Here is an 18,858-nt window from a genome sequence, read left to right as displayed (position 1 = left end):
GAGCCCATGCCTCCGGACCGCAGAAAGGAACGGGTCAATCCTATGAAAACACAGATTGTTTTAAGCGGTGTAGGCGGTCAGGGTCTGATTTCCACCGGAGAAATCATCGGCGAGGCTGCTTCCATCCATCAGCACGTCTATGCAACCCTTGCGGCCTCTTACGGTTCCGAGACGAGAGGTACGTTCACAAAAGCGGAAGTTATTGTCAGCGACGAGCCTATCAGTTATCCCAATGTTGAAACACCGGGGGTCATCCTGTGCCTTGCGCAGGTGGCTTATGAGCGCTATGTCAATCAGTTGACTGACAACACCCTGCTGTTTTATGATACGAACATGGTCACGCCAACAAAGGACGCAAAAGGCATCCATATCGGGCATCCATTTAAAAATATGGGCATTGAAATTGGAAATATGGCCGTGTCCAACACCATCGCATTGGGTGCCATCATAAAGCGCACCGGCATTTTGGAGCGGGACAGCGTTGCCGCCGCAATCCGGGAGTATTTTGCGGCAAAGCCCAAGGTGGTTGATATCAACATTCAGGCACTTGACGCGGGCATTGCTCTTGCATAAATAAAAACCGCTTTCCCGACGCGCGTTTATCTATCTCCGCACATGCCTGATACTCCGGGGCTGTTGGACAGACATTCGATAGCCCCGGAGCATTGTGCATCAAATGAGTACGAATCCATTAAAATTAGGGGGGATTACCAATGATAAACCAATACAGAGAAAAGTTTGTAACACCGGAGCAGGCAGCCAAAGTTGTTCAGTGCGGGGATTGGGTTGATTATGGCTTTGGCGGCGGATTTCCAGAGTTGATGGACAAAGCGGTGGTAGCACGAAAGGCGGAGCTGCGGAATGTGAAAATTCGCGGCGGATTGGTGATTCATCCGCGCATTGAGGTGGTGGAATGCGATCCGGAGCAGACTGCCTTTCAATATTACAGCTGGCACATCGGCGATTACGAGCGAAAGCTTCAGGCTCAGGGACTTGTAAAATTCATGCCGACCTTGCTGCGAAACTTGCCGGTCCTCTATCGCAACGGCCATATCCGGGTCGATGTGGCGTTTGTCCCCGTTTCCCGTCCGGACGCGCAGGGATACTGCGGGCTGGGCCTTTCAAACTATGCTTGGCGCACCATTTTTCAGGCTGCCCGGACGGTCATTTTTGAGATCAACGAGTATTTCCCCACCTTGCAGGGCGTGGACGGAAGCCACCGGGTACATCTGTCTGAGGCGGACTACGTCGTAGAAGGGAAGCACGATCCGATTCCCGTGCGGACGTATCGGGAGCCTTCTCTTACCGATATTCAGATTGCGCGGCTGGTGGTCAACGAGATCCCGGACGGGGCCTGCCTGTCTCTGGGCGTGGGCAGTATTCCTTTCACTGTGGCCAATTTGATTGCGCAAAGCGATTTGAAAGAGTTGGGCTGCCATACCGGCACCATCAGCGACGCCTATCTTGCCATGTACCGGGCGGGAAAGCTGACCAACAGATGCAAGGAGCAGGATACCGGCCGCAGCACATGGAACTTGTGCATGGGCAGTCAGGAGATGTATGACTGGATACAAGAGGACGCTGCGCTGTTCTATCCGGCGGATCTGGATTATGTTCACAATCCCCAGCGAATGGGGGCCTATACAAATTTCATTAGCATCAACGGCGGCGTGCAGTTGGATCTGATGGGGCAGGAGAATGCGGAATCCGCCGGTACCCGCCAGCTCAGCGGCATTGGCGGACAGCTGGACTTTTTGGAGGGGGCATTCCGTTCCAAAGGTGGAAAGGGATTCGTCTGTCTGGCATCCACCCACAAGAAAAAGGACGGCACTCTGCAAAGCAACATTGTTCCGTTTATCGGCGGTGGCAGCACGGTCAGCGGTCCCCGCACGCTGATTCAGTATGTGGCCACGGAGTATGGCGTGGCCTGCCTGAGCGGCCACACTCTGCGGGAGAGGGCAGAAGCGATGATACAGATCGCCCACCCGGATTTTCGCGCCGAGCTGAGCCAATACGCCAAGGAACATTTCTTATAAGCGAAAATATGCGCGTTTCCAAACGACGAGTTATCTCTAACGACCGATTCTCAATCAACGGAGACAGAGGTGTCCTTTTTCCAAAACAAGAAGGGATAGACATCCAATGCCTGAAATACATCATACAGCCGATTTTTCGCGGCTCACCAAAGGACGGAAGAGCGACCGAGGCGCAGATGAGCTCACTAAGCTCTATTTTTATATAATTGTAAATGTGCAGGTTCCGCTCCCGGCTGACAAAAGCGGCAGGATGAGCTTCACAGCGCAGCAGGAGATCGTAGCAACTTACGCTACCATTGAGCAGTACAAGCGATACTGGAGAAACTTGACTCGCTCAGTGAGCGGAAGGTGAAGTTGTAGTTGGAATAAGTTAATCAAAAAACAATCGGTGCCGCTTGTCGACACCGATTGCTCTTTGAATCCGTATTCAGTTTGCCCTTATTCAGTCCGTCAAAGGAACCTGTCTCAGGCAACTCTTCTGACACACTGAATTTTATATTGAAAATAAGAGGCTTATTTATAGAAAGATAGTTTTATAATACCTCCTTTTTGCAATTCTTAAATAATCTGAAATCCCTTCAACATCTATTGCGATTGACATAAGAGCAGACTATAATCTTGAAGCAAGGTTAGAATTCGCTAACCACGCACAACCATGGAAAGGGAGATATATTTCTTATGAAAACACAATGGAGTAAAGCAAGTCTTGCGGCAGGGCTGATGAGCGTCCTGCTACTTGCGGCGGGGTGTTCAGCACAGGCACCTTCAAGCTCATCGCAGCCCTCGAGTTCTTCTGCCGCTGTAAATATAGCTGCAAAAGACGAGGTAGTTGTTGCAGTCGGTGGAGAAAAAGAATCGGGGTACGACCCCTGCAAGGGCTGGGGAAGCCACGGAACACCGCTGTTTCAAAGTAAGCTGTTGGATACGGACACCAACAATCAGCTGAAAAATGATTTGGCCACAGATTACAAGGTGAGCGAGGACGGCCTGACCTGGACATATAAAATCCGGGATGATGTTCTTTTTCATGATGGCGTAAAGCTGACTGCAAAGGACGTCGCATTTACTTACAATCAGACAAAGGAAAACGGCATTTCTACCGTTGACCTTACTCTGCTGGACAAGGCTGAGGCAACAGATGATACAACGGTTGTGTTTCATATGAAGTCGCCCATGTCGATTTTTGTCTATCAGACAGCCGCTTTGGGCATTGTCCCCGAACACGCTTACAGTGATACTTATGCGCAGGCGCCTATTGGGTCAGGCCCCTACAAGTTTGTGCAGTGGGATAAGGGACAGCAACTGATTGTAGAGGCGAATGAAGAGTATTATGGCGGAAAGCCGCCTTTTAAACGTCTTGTACTTCTGTTCCTCAGTGATGACGCGGCATATGCCGCCTTGCAGGCCGGTCAGGTAGATGTGGCAAAGATTTCAGAGAATCTTGCCGTAAAAGGAATGACCGGCTATAATCTGGTTGACTGCAAGACCAATGACTTCCGCACCGTCGCGCTTCCGGTTCAAAAGCCGGGAGAAACTAGCGAGGAAGGATATCCCGTCGGAAACAGTGTCACCAGTGATCTGGCCATTCGCAAAGCTTTGGCAAATGGCATCAATCGTCAGAAGATTATTGATACGGTACTGAACGGTTATGGCGATGTTGCATACACAGTTTCACAAGGCCTGCCGTGGGATAATAAGGACGTCATTTTGACGGACGGAAATGTTGATGCGGCCAAGCAGATTTTAGAAGAGGCCGGCTGGGTAGACACCGATGGGGATGGCATCCGTGAAAAAGATGGGCAAAAAGCGGAATTTAGTTTGATCTATGCCTCTGACGATTCCACCCGCCAATCCATCTCCATGGCGTTCAGTGAGCAGGCAAAAGCATTTGGTATCAACGTAATTACCGAAGGACTTTCCTCTTCCGACCGTACTCCGAGAAAGCACAAGGATGCATTCATGCTGGGCGGCGGCGATTATAATCCGACTCCTGTCATCAATGCGCTTTATGGAGCCTACGCAGCAAAAGGCGGCTGGTATAACATCGTTGCCTATAAAAATGCAACGGTGGATCAGTATCTGGAGGCGGCCATAGCCGCCACCACGCAGGAGGAAGCGAACCAATACTGGCAGAAGGCGCAGTGGGATGGAACCACCGGCGGCAGTATTCTTGGCGATGCGCCCTATATTTACATTGCAAACATCAGCCATTTGTACTTTGTGCGTGATGGAATCAGCATTGGGGAACAGAAAATTCATCCGCATGACCATGGCTTTGCAGTGCTGGGCAACATTATGGACTGGGGCTCTGTAAAATAAGTCTGCCATTCAATCGCTGTAAAAAAGCGGCCAGGCCGGATAAAAGGCTTGGTCGTTTTTTACAGAAAGAAAGGAGAATCAGTGAACCAGATGAATAGAAGCTTAGTTAAAATAATCGCACAGAGCCTTTTACGAGGGATAACGCTATTGATTGCAGTTGTTATCGTGACGTTCTTGCTGGCAAACGCATCCCCCATCGATCCCATCAGTGCCTATGTCGGATCGGAGAGCGCAATCAGTGAAGAGCAAAGAGAAGCAATTGCCGAGTATTGGGGACTAAATGAGCCTCCTGCCGGGCGGCTGGTCAGTTGGATGAAAGCGTTGGCAAAGGGGGACATGGGGCGGTCCTATTATTTTCAGCAGCCAGTAACGGCGGTGATTGGAGAGCGCTTCACACAATCCATTATGCTAATGGGTGTTGCATGGATTTTATCTGGAGTTTTTGGATTCCTGCTGGGTGTCGTTGCGGCGGCTTATCGGCACAGACTGGTTGACAAGGGAATTAAGGCGGTTTGCCTGCTTCTGTCCTCCAGCCCGGCATTTTGGCTTGGGCTGCTGCTAATGATGGTGTTTGCGGTAAAATTGGGGTGGTTTCCGCTGGGGCTGGCAGCCCCGATCGGTAAGCTGGCAAGCGAAGTGACCATTTGGGAGCGACTGCATCACTTGATACTGCCAGCCGTTACGTTATCGATTACGGGTGTCTCCAGCATCGCATTGCACACCCGGCAGAAGCTGATTGACATTATGGAAAGTGATTTTATGCTGTTTGCACAGGCACGGGGAGAAGGGAAGTGGCAGGCCATACGCCGCCATGGATTCCGCAATATTCTGCTGCCTGCGATCACCTTGCAGTTTGCGGCAATCAGTGAGTTGTTTGGAGGATCGGTGTTGGCGGAAAATGTGTTTTCTTATACCGGGATCGGACAGGCTGCCGTTTTGGCAGGCACCCATGGCGATACACCACTGCTGATGGGAATTGCATTGTTTAGCGCATTATTTGTGTTTTGCGGCAATATGATCGCAAATCTGCTTTACCCCGTGATTGATCCACAGATCAGGGAGGCCACACATGACAAATAAAGTGATCTCCACAGAGAAAAGGCCCTTAATCAATCGGCGCACATGGACGTTGGTTATCATCATAGCTGCCATTGGTATTTTGGTTGCTGTTGCGTTGGCTGGACTTCTGATGCCGCCTGATGCCTATGCCACTAATTTTGAAAATAAGAATCAAGCGCCATCGTTCGCGCATCTTTTTGGAACGGACTGGATGGGGAGGGACATGCTTGCCCGCACGGTCAAGGGGCTTTCCACCAGTATTCTGATCGGAATGCTGGCCGCAGGCATCAGCTCTGTGATTGCGGTGATTCTGGGAACGCTTTCCGCTGTTATGGGCAAAAAGGTTGATCAGCTGATTTTGTGGCTGATTGATATGGTGCAGGGGATTCCTCACCTGATTTTGCTGATGCTAATTTCGTTTATGCTGGGAAAAGGACTGAAAGGTGTGATGGTTGGTATTGCAATCAGCCACTGGCCCAATCTGGCCCGAATTGTCCGCGCAGAGGTTATGTCTGTCAAGAACGGCCAATTTGTACAGGCATCCCGCAAAATGGGGCGAAGCCGCCTGTTTATTGCGGTGCGGCATATTCTCCCCCATGTCATTCCGCAATATATTGTCGGGTTGATCCTATTGTTCCCCCATGCTATTTTACATGAGGCATCCATTACCTTTCTGGGGTTTGGCTTGTCGCCGGAGGAGCCGGCGGTGGGTGTCATCTTATCAGAATCCATGCGTTATCTGACCTCCGGATTTTGGTGGCTGACGGTGCTGCCCGGCGCGGCGCTTTTGGTAATTGTACTGCTTTTTGACGCCATCGGGGACAACCTTCGAACGATTATCGATCCATACAGCGCACAGGAATAGGAGGGGGATATGTTGGAGAAAAAAGAAAAACCTCCTGTGTTAGAGGTTAAGGATTTATCGATTTGCTTTCGGATGTATGACCGGGGGCTGAATCAAAAGGAATTAAAGGTCATTTCAAATCTGAATATAGCTATACACGCAGGCGAGATTTTAGCGGTAGTAGGGTCCTCCGGCAGCGGAAAAAGCCTGCTTGCTCACGCTATTCTGGGAATATTGCCAGGCAACAGCTCATGTGCAGGCTCTATGAAGTATTGCGGCGAGGAGCTGACGCCCCGGCTTCAAAGGAGGCTGCGTGGAAAGAAAATCGCGCTGGTTCCTCAGTCGGTGGGATACTTAGATCCTATGATGCGCGTTGGCAAGCAGGTCAGCGGCATTCATGGGGCCGAAAAGCAGCAGCAGGAGGTGTTCCGGCGCTTTGGACTTGCACCTGAAACAGCGCAGAAGTATCCCTTTCAGCTTTCCGGGGGAATGGCGCGGCGGGTATTGGTATCCACAGCGGTTGTGACAGATGCACACCTGATTATAGCCGATGAACCCACCCCGGGGCTCAACGTGGAGGTGGCGGAAGAAACCATGCGCTATTTCCGCGAGATTGCCGATCAGGGGAATGGGGTCATGCTGATTACGCACGACATTGATTTGGCCTTGAGCATCGCTGATAAAATTGCGGTTTTTTATGCGGGTACAACCATTGAGGTTGCGCCAGTTGAGGATTTTATAGCGGGAAAGGACTGTCTGCGCCATCCCTACACGAAGGCCTTATGGGATGCTTTGCCGCAAAATGATTTCGTTCCCATTCCCGGGTTGCAGCCCTATGCGGGTAGCCTGCCAAGCGGCTGCCCCTTTGCGCCGCGGTGCCAATGCCGTACCGATGCATGCACCGGCACGATAGAAATGCGTGAACTGCGCGGAGGAGAGGTGAGATGCAAGCATGCTACTTGAGGTGAAAAACGTAAGCTTTGGCTACTCAAAAAAAGAATTGATATTGAAAGACGTGAGTTTTACCGTGAGTAAGGGAGAGCGTGTGGGGTTGGTTGGGCCGTCCGGTTACGGAAAAAGCACGCTGTCCAAGCTTTTGGCAGGGTATTTGCAGCCAACCAAAGGCGAAATTCTATTTGACGGAAAACCGCTTCCCACAACAGGGTACTGCCCTGTGCAGATGATCTATCAGCACCCCGAAAAAGCAATTAATGTGCGGTGGAAGATGCGTCAGATTTTAGAAGAAGCATGGAAGCCGGATGATAACTTTTTTCAAAAAATAGGGATTGAAAAGCAATGGCTGGATCGCTGGCCAAACGAGCTCAGCGGCGGCGAAATGCAGCGCTTTTGCATTGCCCGCATCTTGGGACCGAAAACCAGGTTCTTACTTGCTGATGAAATAAGCACTATGCTGGATGTCATTACGCAGGCGCAGATCTGGCAGCTGGTGCTGTCGGTTGTAGAAGAGCGCCAAATGGGGATGATCGTGGTTACACACAGCGAGGCATTGGCGCAAAAGGTGTGTACCCGCATCATTGATCTGCCTGCGCTCAATGCGGCGCAGCGTTAAGATGTCTCTGATATGACGCAAAGGCTTAGGTTGATCCGAAACAAAGAAGCCTCTTTCGTTATTTGCAGCATCCCTCCACTTTGAGATGCGATTTCCCGGGCACTTTTCAAACCAACTCCGGCGCTGGCAACAGTGTCGGAGTTTTTTTGCAGAGTATGGTTAGAAAAAGACAGCGTAAGCATTTGTTCTGTTTTTTTAAATTCTATTTCAATAGGAAAAGTGGGATCGGCATACTTTAAAAGATTTGAAAAGATATTATCCAGTATGCGTTGTAATGACGCTTTTTTAATGGCGAAAAACACCCCGTCCTCTTGCGGGGCCTTTGCAACCACAGCTTGAAGCAGTTGGGACTCCAGCATAAAAACGCCATCCTGAATCAATGAGTCCACAGTAGCATTGTCACAAAAGGCATTATCTGATTGCGCTTCATCCATGCTCACCATAAAATGGCTGAACATATTTTCTGAAAGGTTTTTTAGCTGGAGCGCTTTTTCCTCCGCTTTATGGAGGTATTGCTCCTGTATGCTCTGATCGGGGTATCGTTTTTGGTTTACAATGTCCAGATAGCCGATCAGGCTGGTGATGGGTGTGCGTAAATCGTGAGACATATGCACGGCAAACTGGTCGCGATCCTTGCGGGCCTTTTGAAAAAGGATCATTTGCCGAAGCAAGGCGTGTCGCATTTTATCGACGTCCTGCGCAAGAGCGGAAAGCTCATCGTTTCCTCTGAGGGTAATCGGATTGTTAAGATTGCCGGCTTCCATATTGCGGATTTCTTTTGCGAGGCGGTGTATGTAAACAACCTTTTTATGCATATACCAAAGCATAATCAGCAGAAATACGAAGAAAAAAACTGCCAGACAGACGAAGTTCAGTTGATCCTCAAATCGATGGCGCGCAAATGTGCTGACCACAGCGGTTACTTCAACATCACGGAATCGCAAGGGATATGTTTTTTGCCATGGCAATGGCGCGGTTACCCGTCCGCTCAATAAATTGCCCGCATGATAGGAGATCGTAGAATCATAAATAAGACGCTCTCCATAATACAAGGACAGAGAAGTAAGCTCTCGTTCTTTTACCCAATTGGATACAAGATGATAATCCAAAGCGGACGCCTTGCAGCTGCTGATATGCTCCTGCAAGTTTTGCAACTCCGATTGCTGCTGTCGCTCGGCGAAGGCGGCGTCCTGAAATTTATGGTCAATCCAGACAGAACCAACAAAATGTGTGCCTGAAAAAATAAAGGCTGCAATGATAAATGCCGACAGCGTACATAATGCCAGCTTTGAACTTAGTCTATGTCTAAACAATTTGATAGCCCTCCCCCCAGACCGTAAGAATATATTTAGGATGCTGAGGGTCTGTCTCGATTTTTTGCCTCAAATTCCGAATATGAACCATCACCGTGTTGTTTGCCGAGGGAAGATATGGTTCAGACCAAAGCGCCTCATAAAGATATTGTACGGAAAAAACGCTTCCTCTGTTTTGGATGAGATGCGATAAGAGCTGGTATTCTTTGTGCCGTAAAAACACGGGGGAATTATTTAAAAAAACCTCTCCTGAAGTTGGGTGTACGGCCAGCCCGCCGATTTGAATGAATTCGTCATTCAGTTTGCCGCGTTGCTGATTCTTGGAGTAAATGTGATACCGTCTAAGCATAGCCTTTACTCTGGCTAAAAGTTCAACAGGGATAAAAGGCTTTGTGAGGTAATCGTCCCCGCCGGAATTTAATGCGATTTCCTTATCTGTGGGCAAGCTTTTTGCGCTTAAATACAGGATAGGCGCAGTCGTAACCCTGCGCATTTTTTCGCATACAGCAAAACCGGAATCTCCGGGCATCATGATGTCCAAGATAATCAGATCGATGCTGTTTTCAAGCATATCCAGCGCAGCTTCGCCGTTGTTGGCCTGTAATGTGGCATACCCCTCGCTTTGCAGCAGGGCTGCTGTTACTTCACAGATATCCTTATCATCATCTACGATTAAAATAGTTGATGGCTGCATTATATCCCGCCTCCCGTCCGGCAATTAAGTATAGCAAACAATGTGTATATTTCTTCGTGTAGCATATATAGCAGATTTAAGCTCAAACAATAAACTTTTAATAGATAATAGAAAAGCTTTATAATAGCGATTCAAAGATCATCTGGCTTTATTCTATCATAGATGCTTTTTTAATGTAAGCCCGACTTAAAAGGAAACCATAAGCCCTGTTTAGGGAGCGCCTTCACCGCGATAGAAATGCCGCAAACCACAATGGCCAGAGGAAATACAGCGTATTGATATGACAATGGAGTCTTTGCCAGGAGGAGACTTTCTCTTGAAGACAAATTAAAATAAACGTTGTCCAATTTCGCAATATTTTACAATTCAAATCCAAGGAAGACTCCCGATACGGTTGCTTTCCTACTTGCCATAAAGTATAACGTTATAATATAGTATTATAGATAAAACAAGGCAATGGAGAGTATATGTATTCAAAAATCATGGTTGTGAACGACAGCGAGGATATTTGCGAGGTTGTTGAGGTTCTTCGCACCAACGAAGGGTATGCGGTAATCGCAGCCGACAGAGGGGAAAGCGCGCTCCATCTGCTGAACCAATGCCATGACATTGATTTGATTATACTGGATATTATGATGCCGGGGAGATCAGCTTGCAGGAGTTTACGAATTGGTTGAAGGAGTCTTAATTTTTGACAGATAAGCGTTACAGAGAGGAGAAAGGCGGATGATGATTTTCTTATCCATGCTGGAATCCGATGCGGAACGCCAACTGTTTTTAGAGCTTTACAATCAGTACGGAAGCGCAATGCTGCGGGTTGCCCAGCGCTATTTTCCGAAAAGCCAGCAGGACGCGGAGGACGCCGTCCAAAATGCCTGGTTGAAGGCGGTGCAAAACTTTTCAAAAGTTCAGGATGTTTCCTGTAAGAAAAGAGGCGCCTACCTCGTCATCATAGTGAGGAACGAAGCGATTACAATTCTGCGAAAGCGCAAAAAAGAACTGCCCCTTGAGGATGCTTTTGCCGACGAAACAGCCTCCTTTGGAGACGGTGACGGAAAGACGATTATCAAGATGATCCAAACGATGCCGGAAACCTTCCGCGCGGTGTTGGAAATGCGATTTGTAGAAGAGCGAAGTACAAAGGAAATCGCCAAGGCGCTCAATTTAAAGGAAACCACCGTCAACACACGGATTCATCGAGGACGGGCAATCTTAATCAAAAAACTGCGAGAGGAGTATGCACGATGACAAACGATACAGAGCGTTTCGCATTGCGGGAGCTTTTTTTAGATGCCGCGGCAATTGAGTTTTCGGAAGAGCTTTTCTCCACGGAGCCAGTCGTCGTATCCCCTCGCTTTCAGCGGCAGATGAACGCCATGCTGACAAATCCACAGCGTTGGGCAAAGCGCCGTGTTCGCCCACTTTGGAAAAGGTGCGTGCAGACGGCGGCGGCGATCCTCTTGGTGTGCTCTCTGTCTTTGGGGATGCTGATGGCGGTCAGTCCTTCTGTGCGCGCCGCCGTAATGAATTGGGTCACGGAGTGGTACGAGACGCACATCCTCTATCGCTATTCCGGGGAGCAAATTTCCGGGGAACTGCCCAAGTATGAAATTACCGAACTGCCGGAGGGCTATGTGGAAACCGACCGGATTGAAATCCCGTCGGCGCTCTATGTAACCTATGAAAACGTAGAAGGCAGGCGTTTGTATTTTGACTATGCATATATGCAACAGGGTTCCGCGCTTGATATTTTAACAGAAAATGTGGAAATGGGGGATATCACGGTCAACGGTTTTGAAGGACAAATTTTCTTATCGCTTGATCCAAAGAACGATAACACGCTCACTTGGATTGATCCCAGCGCAAATCTTCAGTTTACGGTGCAAACACTTGCCGATGAATCCGCTCTTTTACACATAGCAGAGAGTGTTGCTTTAGTGGAATCGACAAAATAAAATATTTCTGATAAAACTTTTAAAAATAATGTAAGAAATACACCTCCTCAAAGCGTTAACAGGGTAAAGGCAAAATGGAAGCCTTATCCAACGCAGAGAGGAGGTGTATTTGATGAAGAGACGTATGTTTTCTTTAGCGGCACTACTGTTGCTGGTGTTATCGATTTCTGTTCAGGCGGTGCAGCTACGGGCGGCCGGAAATCCCAATTTGTCTTTCAACGGGACAACCGCAAACTGTTATGTGAATTACAGAAGCGCAAGCACTAGCGACAAGGTTTCCGCGACTCTGACCCTCTATCAGGGGAATACCTATGTGGACTCATGGAGCGGCTCTGGAACGGGATCGGTCTTTGTCTCCGGTCAGTGTGCCGTCAAGGGTGGAAAAAGTTACACCCTGACCCTGAGCTATTCTGTAAATGGAACGGCCAAGCCCTCTGTTTCCGTCAGCAACACCTGCCCGTAAGACTGATGCAGAAGAAACCGACGATCCCACGCCACCGGGGGTGCAAAGGAGCAGGCCAATGCAGTAAGTATTATAGCAAAGTCATTTTGCATGGCTCTAGTCCGGCATATTTTTTACAAAATGAGAAAAGAGGTATAACATAATTGAGCATAGGTGTTATTAGCATGAATGCTTATAAGAGGAGTAATGTATTCCTGGCACGGTATGGAAAAACGGGTGATAAATAGCATGAAGTATGACAAAGTGGGTGTTGCTAAGTGAGTTACAAACATAGTTTCGAGTTACTATGGATCGGACTTATTATAGGAGTTTTTGCAGGCTTCTTTTCATATCTGTTAGGAATTGCCTTAATCGCAATTGCGATTATACAAGCTGCGCTTTTTTATCGTTGCCCACATTGCAACTATTCACTTTTAAACATTAGGGGAATGATTCCAAATTGCTGCCCCCATTGCGGAGAAGATTTATAATAATGTTTTCATGCCCGAAAATTTATGGAATATTAAATGGGTATACATTCCGCGCTGCTTATAGTTTTTAGTGATAACTATTTTTACAATCTATATGGGAAAGCAGACCATACCAGATGGGTTTCTGGTCTTGTTAACATGACTATGAGTTTTGCAAACTGGAAGATTGGTTTCCCATATGCACTATTTTCATTACTGGCGGGTGTTGGCAACGTTACTTACTACGATGGTGCTCGGACAGAAATCACAAATGAAGATGAGATTACAAGTCGTTATATTTTAATTGAGGACAAGGATCACAAAGTTTCTTATCAGCCAAACACATATGTACCGGTAATTCAAGATATGGTAAGAATCTCACACACTTCTATTGCTAGCTACACTGGTAGTCCATATGGAAATCCCAGCATGGACGCAACAATGCCAATTAATGAAATAGCAAGTACCAATTTTTATAACAAAACCAATAATTTGAATATCGGTCTTAACCACTACATTTCGGGCAATGTGGCTGATTGCATAGTAGACACAGTTCCACGTGCAGTCTTTAGATTTGTAAAATAATAAATGTTTTTATTGCAGTATCATAATAAGATAAGCAATCTTTTAGTCATCTCTATAAATTTCAATAATAATTGTTCGCTTTTGATTCGGGATGCACCCAGCTAACAATCTCATACAGGTATGTCCACTCTAACGAGCAGGCGGCCCTCCGAGGCCGCCTGTTCACTTTTTAAAAATTGTTTACCGCTACCTGCATAATAGAATTTTTGCCCGCTTTTTCTGTTTCCAGACACCAGTATTACAAAGGAAGCCGAAACTGATGATCCCAAGTCTCCGGTATTCTTGTGCATGCGGAAATCGTTGCCGAATCAACTTCTTTGATGTGAAAGGCCAAGCATGATAAAAAAGCAAAGTAAGATATTCCTATTCATATTGCTAATTACACACGGTATTCTGATAATCTTGGTTACTCTTTGCAGAAAACATTATTGGACAAGCAATCCAACTTTATACTGGGACTACATCAAACGAAATGTGCAGTTAGTACCACTAAAAACAATTGATGAGATGTTCAATACTCTGATAGACAGCACCTAAAAGCAGGTCTAGATAACCCAGATTTGCCGCTTAACACAAAGCAGCCGACAGGAGCTCAGTACGAGCATCTGGCGGCTGCTTCTGTCTTGCCCACTTCAGTCACTGCCATGAGTTTTTTAAAGTCGTCACGGTTAAAGGTAACCCCGGAAACGCCGTCGTCCAAAAAAATTTTGATGTTGCGGGACTTGTTCCGCTTGGCATAATTGGTCAGCAGTGCCTTTTGATTGGAGATGCTGTTGCTTTCCCCTTCCTGCGCATCTTCGCGGGAGAGCCGATGGCACTGTGCCCTCACTGTTTGGGGCGCGTGTGGTGGCAAGTGTTTAATCGTCCTAATGCAAAGCGTTTTAAAATTAGGCATTTTGAAAAAGAATACCAATTTTACAATTTATAAATTTTTTATAAAAATAAAAGCATAAAAACAGAAAATAAAGCTAAATGCACAATAAAATTTTAAATCATTGGATGAAATGTTTATTTCAAAACACATAAAAATAAGCTATTATAAAAAATGAAATTGGATTTCATTAAATAGACTAAATCGTGTTTTGAAAGGAAAAGGGAGCATGGAAGGGAAAACGGGTAAAAAGAAATTTCTCAGTGCGACATCATTTGGCATCATAGCGACTTGGTTTGGCATGCATTGCGGCTCAGGTTTTGCAACGGGAACACAGTACACAATTTATTACAGCAAATATGGCTGGCTGGCGCTGATTATGCCCTTTATCACATGGGCGGTTTTGGGCGGTGCGTTTTACTTTATCTTTGAGTATGAGCGTGTGACCAAAATCAACACCTACAAGGATTATGCGCAGAATGTTTTCATTAAGAAAATCGGCATACTTTTTGTGATTGCCATCGATTTGTGGTCACTGTGCGCACAGATGCTGGGGGTTACCGGCATTCTGGCAGGCACGGGCTCCCTGTTTGAAGGAATTGGAGTCCCCTACTATCTGGGTGTTGTCATTATGGCAGCCATTGTTTTGTTTATGACAATATTCGGCGTGAAGACCATGATGAAGATTTCCTCTTACATCACTTACGGGCTGATTGTGATTATTGTGATTCTGGGCATAATTGGCGTTGCCCAAAACTGGTCCAACTTCTGGTGGGTTGTCAGCACTCGCCAGAATGATGGCGGAACATTCCTCGAGGCGCTGAAATCTGCCTGCACCTATTCCGGAGTTCAGATTGGCGCAATGTTCGCAATTGCCTCTATGGCTCCGCAGTTGGAAGACCGCAAAGAATCTGCCAAGACAGCGATTGGCGGCGCGCTTCTGAATGTTTTGATGCTTCAAATCCTCGGCATGGTGATCGTTGCAAGCTATCCGGACATCAATGCCGAGACGTTGCCGGTTCTGACGGCCCTGAACAACGCAGGCATCCCCGGCTTGGTATGGCTCTATCGTATTATGCTGTTCCTGGCACTCCTCAGCACCGGTGCCGGTTGCGCATTCGCAATTGTGGCTCGTTGGAAGGGCGTTATTGCAAAGAAGCTGAACTGCTCTGAAACAGTTGTTGCAGCTGTGATTGCCATTGTGATGATGGTGGTTGGCACATTTGGATCGAAGTTTGGTCTGGTGGCAGTGTTTTCTCAGGGCTATGGCTTCCTGTCTAAGCTGGCATGGCCTCTCGGCATTCTGCCGGCATTTCTGATCCTCCCCTGGCGCATTCACTATCTGCGCACAACGGGGAAGGATGCTCCGGAGCTTGCCAAAAAGTAATTTTCTCCCGCGCGGACAAACAGAATGTGGCTGCGCAATGAAAAGTTGAAAAATCTATAACCTACCCCTTATAAGGGGCCGCCTGCCTGAAAAGACGGGCGGCCCCGAACTCTGCTAATAAGGAATCTGTTTGATGAAAGAGAAAAAAATACCCACCAGCGTAGGCATTGCGTGTATGTGGTTTACACTGCAATGCGGCGGTGGATTTGCCACCGGAAAACAATATGCGGTGTATTACAGCACATATGGGTGGCTGGCATTGATTACGCCGTTTTTAACATGGGCAGTCGTTGGGATTGCGCTCTATTTCATTTTTGAATACTGCCGGGTGACCCGGGTCAAGAGCTATAAGGACTATGCACAAAGCGTGTTTATTAAAAAAATATCTTTCGTATTTGTGCTTTTGTTTGACATTTGGGCCATCGTGACACAGATCATAGGAGAGGTCAGCATCCTTTCCGGTGCCGGTGCATTATTTGAAGAGCTTTCGCTGAATTACTGGCTGGGGGTCCTTGCTGCGAGTATAATTGTCCTAATGATTGTAGTGTCCGGAGCGAAGACGATCATGACTCTTTCAACCTACCTGACGGTTGGTCTTGTCATTTGCATTGTGATTATCGGGACCATTGGCACGGCCCAGAACTGGCAGCAGCTCTGCAAAGTCGTGGCTGAAAGGCAAACCGGCGGGATGACGCTTGGGCAGGCGGTAAAGGATTCACTGGTGTATGCAGGTGTTTTGGTGGGAAGCATGTTTGCCCTGTGCGGACCGAGCGGCAGCCTGGAAAACCAAAAGGCCTCCGTAGGCGCTGCGGTCGGCGGAGCGGCGATAAATGCGCTGATGCTTCAAATCCTGGGTGTCGCAATGATTTCAAATTTTCCGGAAATCAACACGCAGGCACTTCCGGTTCTGTCGGTTTTACACGGCCTGCAATTGCCGGTATTTGAAAGTATTTATAAAGTGATGCTCTTTTTCGCGCTCACTTCGACAGGAACCACCTGTGCCTATGCCATTGTTACAAGATTTAAACCTGTGTGCACAAAATACTTTTCCTGCGGAGATCGCCTGAGCAGCGTAATCATCGCATCCGCACTTCTTTTGGTGGGGGCTTTTGGCTCGAAGTTTGGTCTGGAGGCCGCGATTTCAACAGGGTACGGCTATCTCTCCAAGCTGGCGTGGCCGTTGGGGGTGCTGCCGGCTGTGATTATTTTGCCGATCCGGCTGCATTACCTGAAGAAGAAACATACTGCCGCCCATGCTTCGGCAGGGGAGAAGCTTGTGACGGAGGGCAATTGATTAGAATAAAAGGCTGTCCGCTCCTTGGAGTGGACAGCCTTTCTCTATTCAACTGCTTAAAGCAGCTCACCAGTTTGCATTCTGGTAAACACAGGGGCGCAGTCGTCATTCATTTTTTCGATAATACCCTGAACGGTGGAAATGAAGACGTCCAGCCCGTCTTTGGGAATTTGATAGACGGTGCCACTGACGCTGATGCCGGCAAATATTTCGCCGCCAGAACTGCGCAGCGGAAAGGCAAGGCAGCGCATACCAAGGACGCCCTCTTCGTCATTCATGGAATATCCACGGCTTTGAATGCTTTTCAGATCCGCTTCGAGAGATTCCCGCGTACACAGGGTCTTTGGCGTGGAAGCAATCAATTGTGTGCGCTGAAAATACTTGTTTAAGGCCGCTTTTGAAAATTCGCTCAGAAATAGTTTGCCGCAGGCATTGAGATACAAGGGATACGAATAGCCGAGGTGATGATAGACACGCAGCATTTGCTGCGTTGATATGACCTCGTCAATATAGGTAACTTCACTTCCGTTCAGAATACCCAAAGCACAGGACATGTTTGTCCGCTTCATAATTTCACGGAGATAGGGGTGCAGCAATTGATTCAGCGACAGATTTTCTCTCATAGAGTTCCCAACCCATAAAAACTTATAGGACAGAGAGTAAAACTGCGTATCGGAATCCTGCTGTGCGTATCCGTTGTCAATCATTGCATTTAAAATGCGCATTGCGGTGCTGGCAGCAACGCCGCTCTTTTCGGCAATTTCATTTAAACGCATGGCTCTTCCGCCGGCTGCCATCGCTTCGGTAATTCGGAACATGCGGTCTATCGACTGGTTTGCAGAAGCTTTTTCCACCATATGAGCACCTACTTGCATTTTTTTAAATTATAGCATTATCAGAAATGGAAAGCAAGCGGGTATAAATAATAAAATTTAGTTTTATTATTTGCAAAAAATAAAAGGATAAATTAAATTTTTAAATTTTCATTTAACTAATATATTGACTTTGCGTTATATGTTGAACTATAATTAAAATGAAATCCAATTTCAAAATATAACGAGAGGGGATAGGAATGGGGTCAACGGTACATATCATCGTAGGTCACTATGGAAGTGGAAAGACGGAATTTGCAGTGAACTATGCCATTAACCTAAAACGAAACGGCGCGGATGTGGCACTGGCCGACCTGGATATTGTAAATCCGTATTTTCGAACCCGGCAACAGGCAGATATGCTGGGGGCCAGGGGAATCAATGTGGTTTCAAGTAATCTGGGAAACGACTGGAAAATTGACATTCCCGCTCTCAGTGGGGCATTACAGTCATTTTTTATTGAAAGCGGCCGCGAAAATGTCATTGATGTGGGCGGCAATGCGGTCGGAGCCAGAGTGCTGGCCCGCTTTCGCGATGAGATCATCGAAGGGCATTATGACATGTGGATGGTGGTCAATGCCAACCGGTTTGAAAGCCAAACAGCAGAGCAGGCCATTTCCTTCGCGGAATCCATCATGCAGACCAGCGGCCTTCACATTACAGGTGCAATCAATAATACGCATATGCTGCGTGAAACAACCATTGAGGACATTCTTCACGGGAGCAAGGTGACAGAGGAAGTATGCAGACGGATGAATATTCCCTGTATTTATACCGTGTGCCCCCAATTCCTTCTTGAAGCGTGCAAACAGAAGAAAGGCCAAATTGTCGGGGAATTGTTTCCCATCGAAATGTTTATGAGGCCCCAGTACTTGTAAAATGAAGCGGAAAGACAGGAAAAGCTAAGGAAAGATAAGGTGAAAACATGAGAGCAAAGATGACAATTGATACAGAACGCTGTAAGGGCTGTGGGCTTTGCGTGTCTGTTTGCCCTGTCAAAATCATGAAAATTGACAGGAGCATTACCAACAAAAAGGGCTATCATGCAACGAGCAATATTGCGATTGAGAAGTGTATAGCGTGCGGCAGCTGTGCAATTACCTGCCCTGAGGCAGCAATTACTCTTGAAAAAGACTGATAGCGGAGA

The 18,858-nt window shown here is 47.4% G+C and carries 20 protein-coding genes; 16 read left to right on the top strand and 4 right to left on the bottom strand.

The features are described from left to right. The first annotated feature begins 42 nt into the window (after positions 1-42). The 7 genes from ABVS15_RS00465 (at position 43) to ABVS15_RS00435 (ending at position 7,828) form a co-directional block, all read left to right on the top strand. A complete protein-coding gene (locus ABVS15_RS00465) occupies positions 43-573 on the top strand; it encodes a 2-oxoacid:acceptor oxidoreductase family protein (RefSeq protein ID WP_369281839.1) in 531 nt (176 codons plus the stop codon). 140 nt (positions 574-713) lie between these two features. After that, a complete protein-coding gene (locus tag ABVS15_RS00460) occupies positions 714-2,036 on the top strand; it encodes an acetyl-CoA hydrolase/transferase family protein (protein ID WP_369281838.1) in 1,323 nt (440 codons plus the stop codon). A gap of 678 nt (positions 2,037-2,714) precedes the next feature. Continuing rightward, positions 2,715-4,355, top strand: coding sequence for an ABC transporter substrate-binding protein (locus ABVS15_RS00455; RefSeq protein WP_369281837.1), 1,641 nt, complete (start codon positions 2,715-2,717; stop codon positions 4,353-4,355). A gap of 90 nt (positions 4,356-4,445) precedes the next feature. Beyond that, positions 4,446-5,435, top strand: a complete 990-nt coding sequence (locus ABVS15_RS00450) for an ABC transporter permease (protein ID WP_369282194.1) — start codon at positions 4,446-4,448, stop codon at positions 5,433-5,435. Further along, complete coding sequence (locus ABVS15_RS00445) at positions 5,425-6,279, top strand: ABC transporter permease (protein ID WP_369281836.1); 855 nt, start codon at positions 5,425-5,427, stop codon at positions 6,277-6,279. The genes ABVS15_RS00450 and ABVS15_RS00445 overlap by 11 nt, the downstream gene beginning before the upstream one ends. Before the next feature lie 9 nt (positions 6,280-6,288). Beyond that, the gene (locus ABVS15_RS00440) at positions 6,289-7,221 is read left to right on the top strand and encodes an ABC transporter ATP-binding protein (protein ID WP_369281835.1); all 933 of its coding nucleotides are present in this window, start codon (positions 6,289-6,291) and stop codon (positions 7,219-7,221) included. Beyond that, a complete protein-coding gene (locus tag ABVS15_RS00435; protein ID WP_369281834.1) occupies positions 7,211-7,828 on the top strand; it encodes an ABC transporter ATP-binding protein in 618 nt (205 codons plus the stop codon). The genes ABVS15_RS00440 and ABVS15_RS00435 overlap by 11 nt, the downstream gene beginning before the upstream one ends. Here the strand turns inward: ABVS15_RS00435 and ABVS15_RS00430 are convergent. Both ABVS15_RS00430 and ABVS15_RS00425 read right to left on the bottom strand, forming a co-directional pair. Next, positions 7,825-9,141 (bottom strand): histidine kinase dimerization/phospho-acceptor domain-containing protein, encoded by a 1,317-nt coding sequence (locus ABVS15_RS00430; protein ID WP_369281833.1) that lies wholly within the window; start codon positions 9,139-9,141, stop codon positions 7,825-7,827. The genes ABVS15_RS00435 and ABVS15_RS00430 overlap by 4 nt on opposite strands. Further along, positions 9,134-9,835: a response regulator transcription factor gene (locus ABVS15_RS00425; protein ID WP_369281832.1), complete on the bottom strand. Its 702-nt coding sequence runs from the start codon at positions 9,833-9,835 to the stop codon at positions 9,134-9,136. Before ABVS15_RS00425 ends, ABVS15_RS00430 begins: the two co-directional genes overlap by 8 nt. Positions 9,836-10,302: 467 nt before the next feature. On the opposite strand from ABVS15_RS00425, the gene ABVS15_RS00420 reads away from it, so the two are divergent. The 5 genes from ABVS15_RS00420 to ABVS15_RS00400 all read left to right on the top strand — a co-directional run bounded on the left by ABVS15_RS00420 (position 10,303) and on the right by ABVS15_RS00400 (position 13,287). Continuing rightward, positions 10,303-10,512, top strand: coding sequence for a response regulator (locus tag ABVS15_RS00420; RefSeq protein WP_369281831.1), 210 nt, complete (start codon positions 10,303-10,305; stop codon positions 10,510-10,512). 49 nt (positions 10,513-10,561) lie between these two features. Next, positions 10,562-11,083 (top strand): RNA polymerase sigma factor, encoded by a 522-nt coding sequence (locus ABVS15_RS00415; RefSeq protein WP_369281830.1) that lies wholly within the window; start codon positions 10,562-10,564, stop codon positions 11,081-11,083. After that, entirely contained in the window at positions 11,080-11,790 is a 711-nt protein-coding gene (locus tag ABVS15_RS00410; RefSeq protein ID WP_369281829.1) for a DUF4367 domain-containing protein, read from the top strand. The genes ABVS15_RS00415 and ABVS15_RS00410 overlap by 4 nt, the downstream gene beginning before the upstream one ends. Before the next feature lie 112 nt (positions 11,791-11,902). After that, positions 11,903-12,253 carry a hypothetical protein gene (locus tag ABVS15_RS00405; RefSeq protein ID WP_369281828.1) on the top strand — a complete coding sequence of 117 codons (351 nt, stop codon included), beginning with the start codon at positions 11,903-11,905 and terminating at the stop codon, positions 12,251-12,253. A 506-nt stretch (positions 12,254-12,759) separates the two neighbouring features. Then, positions 12,760-13,287 (top strand): hypothetical protein, encoded by a 528-nt coding sequence (locus ABVS15_RS00400; protein WP_369281827.1) that lies wholly within the window; start codon positions 12,760-12,762, stop codon positions 13,285-13,287. A gap of 592 nt (positions 13,288-13,879) precedes the next feature. On the opposite strand, the gene ABVS15_RS00395 is transcribed toward ABVS15_RS00400, so the two are convergent. Next, entirely contained in the window at positions 13,880-14,140 is a 261-nt protein-coding gene (locus ABVS15_RS00395) for a recombinase family protein (RefSeq protein WP_369281826.1), read from the bottom strand. A 247-nt stretch (positions 14,141-14,387) separates the two neighbouring features. Between ABVS15_RS00395 and ABVS15_RS00390 the strand changes: the two genes are divergently transcribed. Both ABVS15_RS00390 and ABVS15_RS00385 read left to right on the top strand, forming a co-directional pair. Further along, positions 14,388-15,545 (top strand): hypothetical protein, encoded by a 1,158-nt coding sequence (locus ABVS15_RS00390; RefSeq protein ID WP_369281825.1) that lies wholly within the window; start codon positions 14,388-14,390, stop codon positions 15,543-15,545. A 133-nt stretch (positions 15,546-15,678) separates the two neighbouring features. Beyond that, positions 15,679-16,839, top strand: coding sequence for a hypothetical protein (locus ABVS15_RS00385; protein ID WP_369281824.1), 1,161 nt, complete (start codon positions 15,679-15,681; stop codon positions 16,837-16,839). A gap of 56 nt (positions 16,840-16,895) precedes the next feature. Here the strand turns inward: ABVS15_RS00385 and ABVS15_RS00380 are convergent, their stop codons facing one another. Beyond that, positions 16,896-17,657 (bottom strand): IclR family transcriptional regulator, encoded by a 762-nt coding sequence (locus ABVS15_RS00380; RefSeq protein WP_369282193.1) that lies wholly within the window; start codon positions 17,655-17,657, stop codon positions 16,896-16,898. 254 nt (positions 17,658-17,911) lie between these two features. Here ABVS15_RS00380 and ABVS15_RS00375 point away from each other — a divergent pair, with 254 nt between their 5' ends. Both ABVS15_RS00375 and ABVS15_RS00370 read left to right on the top strand, forming a co-directional pair. After that, on the top strand, positions 17,912-18,589 hold the full coding sequence (locus ABVS15_RS00375) for an ATP-binding protein (RefSeq protein WP_369281823.1): 678 nt from the start codon (positions 17,912-17,914) through the stop codon (positions 18,587-18,589). 47 nt (positions 18,590-18,636) lie between these two features. Then, a complete protein-coding gene (locus ABVS15_RS00370; protein ID WP_369281822.1) occupies positions 18,637-18,849 on the top strand; it encodes a ferredoxin family protein in 213 nt (70 codons plus the stop codon). Positions 18,850-18,858: the final 9 nt, after the last annotated feature.

The organism is Oscillibacter sp. GMB15532 (assembly GCF_041020825.1).
In the GTDB taxonomy this organism is placed as follows: Bacteria; Bacillota; Clostridia; order Oscillospirales; family Oscillospiraceae; genus Oscillibacter.
The sequence above is the reverse complement of the archived record's forward strand: the minus strand, read 5'-3'. Positions and strand labels throughout refer to the sequence as shown.

Excerpts from the sequence above, each read along its gene's own strand:
- ABVS15_RS00415 (WP_369281830.1), top strand. The coding sequence starts at position 10,562 with ATGATGATTTTCTTATCCATGCTGGAATCCGATGCGGAACGCCAACTG.
- ABVS15_RS00370 (WP_369281822.1), top strand. The coding sequence starts at position 18,637 with ATGAGAGCAAAGATGACAATTGATACAGAACGCTGTAAGGGCTGTGGG.
- ABVS15_RS00450 (WP_369282194.1), top strand. The coding sequence starts at position 4,446 with ATGAATAGAAGCTTAGTTAAAATAATCGCACAGAGCCTTTTACGAGGG.
- ABVS15_RS00400 (WP_369281827.1), top strand. The coding sequence starts at position 12,760 with ATGGGTATACATTCCGCGCTGCTTATAGTTTTTAGTGATAACTATTTT.
- ABVS15_RS00435 (WP_369281834.1), top strand. The coding sequence starts at position 7,211 with ATGCTACTTGAGGTGAAAAACGTAAGCTTTGGCTACTCAAAAAAAGAA.
- ABVS15_RS00385 (WP_369281824.1), top strand. The coding sequence starts at position 15,679 with ATGAAAGAGAAAAAAATACCCACCAGCGTAGGCATTGCGTGTATGTGG.
- ABVS15_RS00445 (WP_369281836.1), top strand. The coding sequence starts at position 5,425 with ATGACAAATAAAGTGATCTCCACAGAGAAAAGGCCCTTAATCAATCGG.
- ABVS15_RS00420 (WP_369281831.1), top strand. The coding sequence starts at position 10,303 with ATGTATTCAAAAATCATGGTTGTGAACGACAGCGAGGATATTTGCGAG.
- ABVS15_RS00405 (WP_369281828.1), top strand. The coding sequence starts at position 11,903 with ATGAAGAGACGTATGTTTTCTTTAGCGGCACTACTGTTGCTGGTGTTA.
- ABVS15_RS00465 (WP_369281839.1), top strand. The coding sequence starts at position 43 with ATGAAAACACAGATTGTTTTAAGCGGTGTAGGCGGTCAGGGTCTGATT.
- ABVS15_RS00425 (WP_369281832.1), bottom strand. The coding sequence starts at position 9,835 with ATGCAGCCATCAACTATTTTAATCGTAGATGATGATAAGGATATCTGT.
- ABVS15_RS00455 (WP_369281837.1), top strand. The coding sequence starts at position 2,715 with ATGAAAACACAATGGAGTAAAGCAAGTCTTGCGGCAGGGCTGATGAGC.
- ABVS15_RS00380 (WP_369282193.1), bottom strand. The coding sequence starts at position 17,657 with ATGTTCCGAATTACCGAAGCGATGGCAGCCGGCGGAAGAGCCATGCGT.
- ABVS15_RS00375 (WP_369281823.1), top strand. The coding sequence starts at position 17,912 with ATGGGGTCAACGGTACATATCATCGTAGGTCACTATGGAAGTGGAAAG.
- ABVS15_RS00440 (WP_369281835.1), top strand. The coding sequence starts at position 6,289 with ATGTTGGAGAAAAAAGAAAAACCTCCTGTGTTAGAGGTTAAGGATTTA.
- ABVS15_RS00390 (WP_369281825.1), top strand. The coding sequence starts at position 14,388 with ATGGAAGGGAAAACGGGTAAAAAGAAATTTCTCAGTGCGACATCATTT.
- ABVS15_RS00460 (WP_369281838.1), top strand. The coding sequence starts at position 714 with ATGATAAACCAATACAGAGAAAAGTTTGTAACACCGGAGCAGGCAGCC.
- ABVS15_RS00410 (WP_369281829.1), top strand. The coding sequence starts at position 11,080 with ATGACAAACGATACAGAGCGTTTCGCATTGCGGGAGCTTTTTTTAGAT.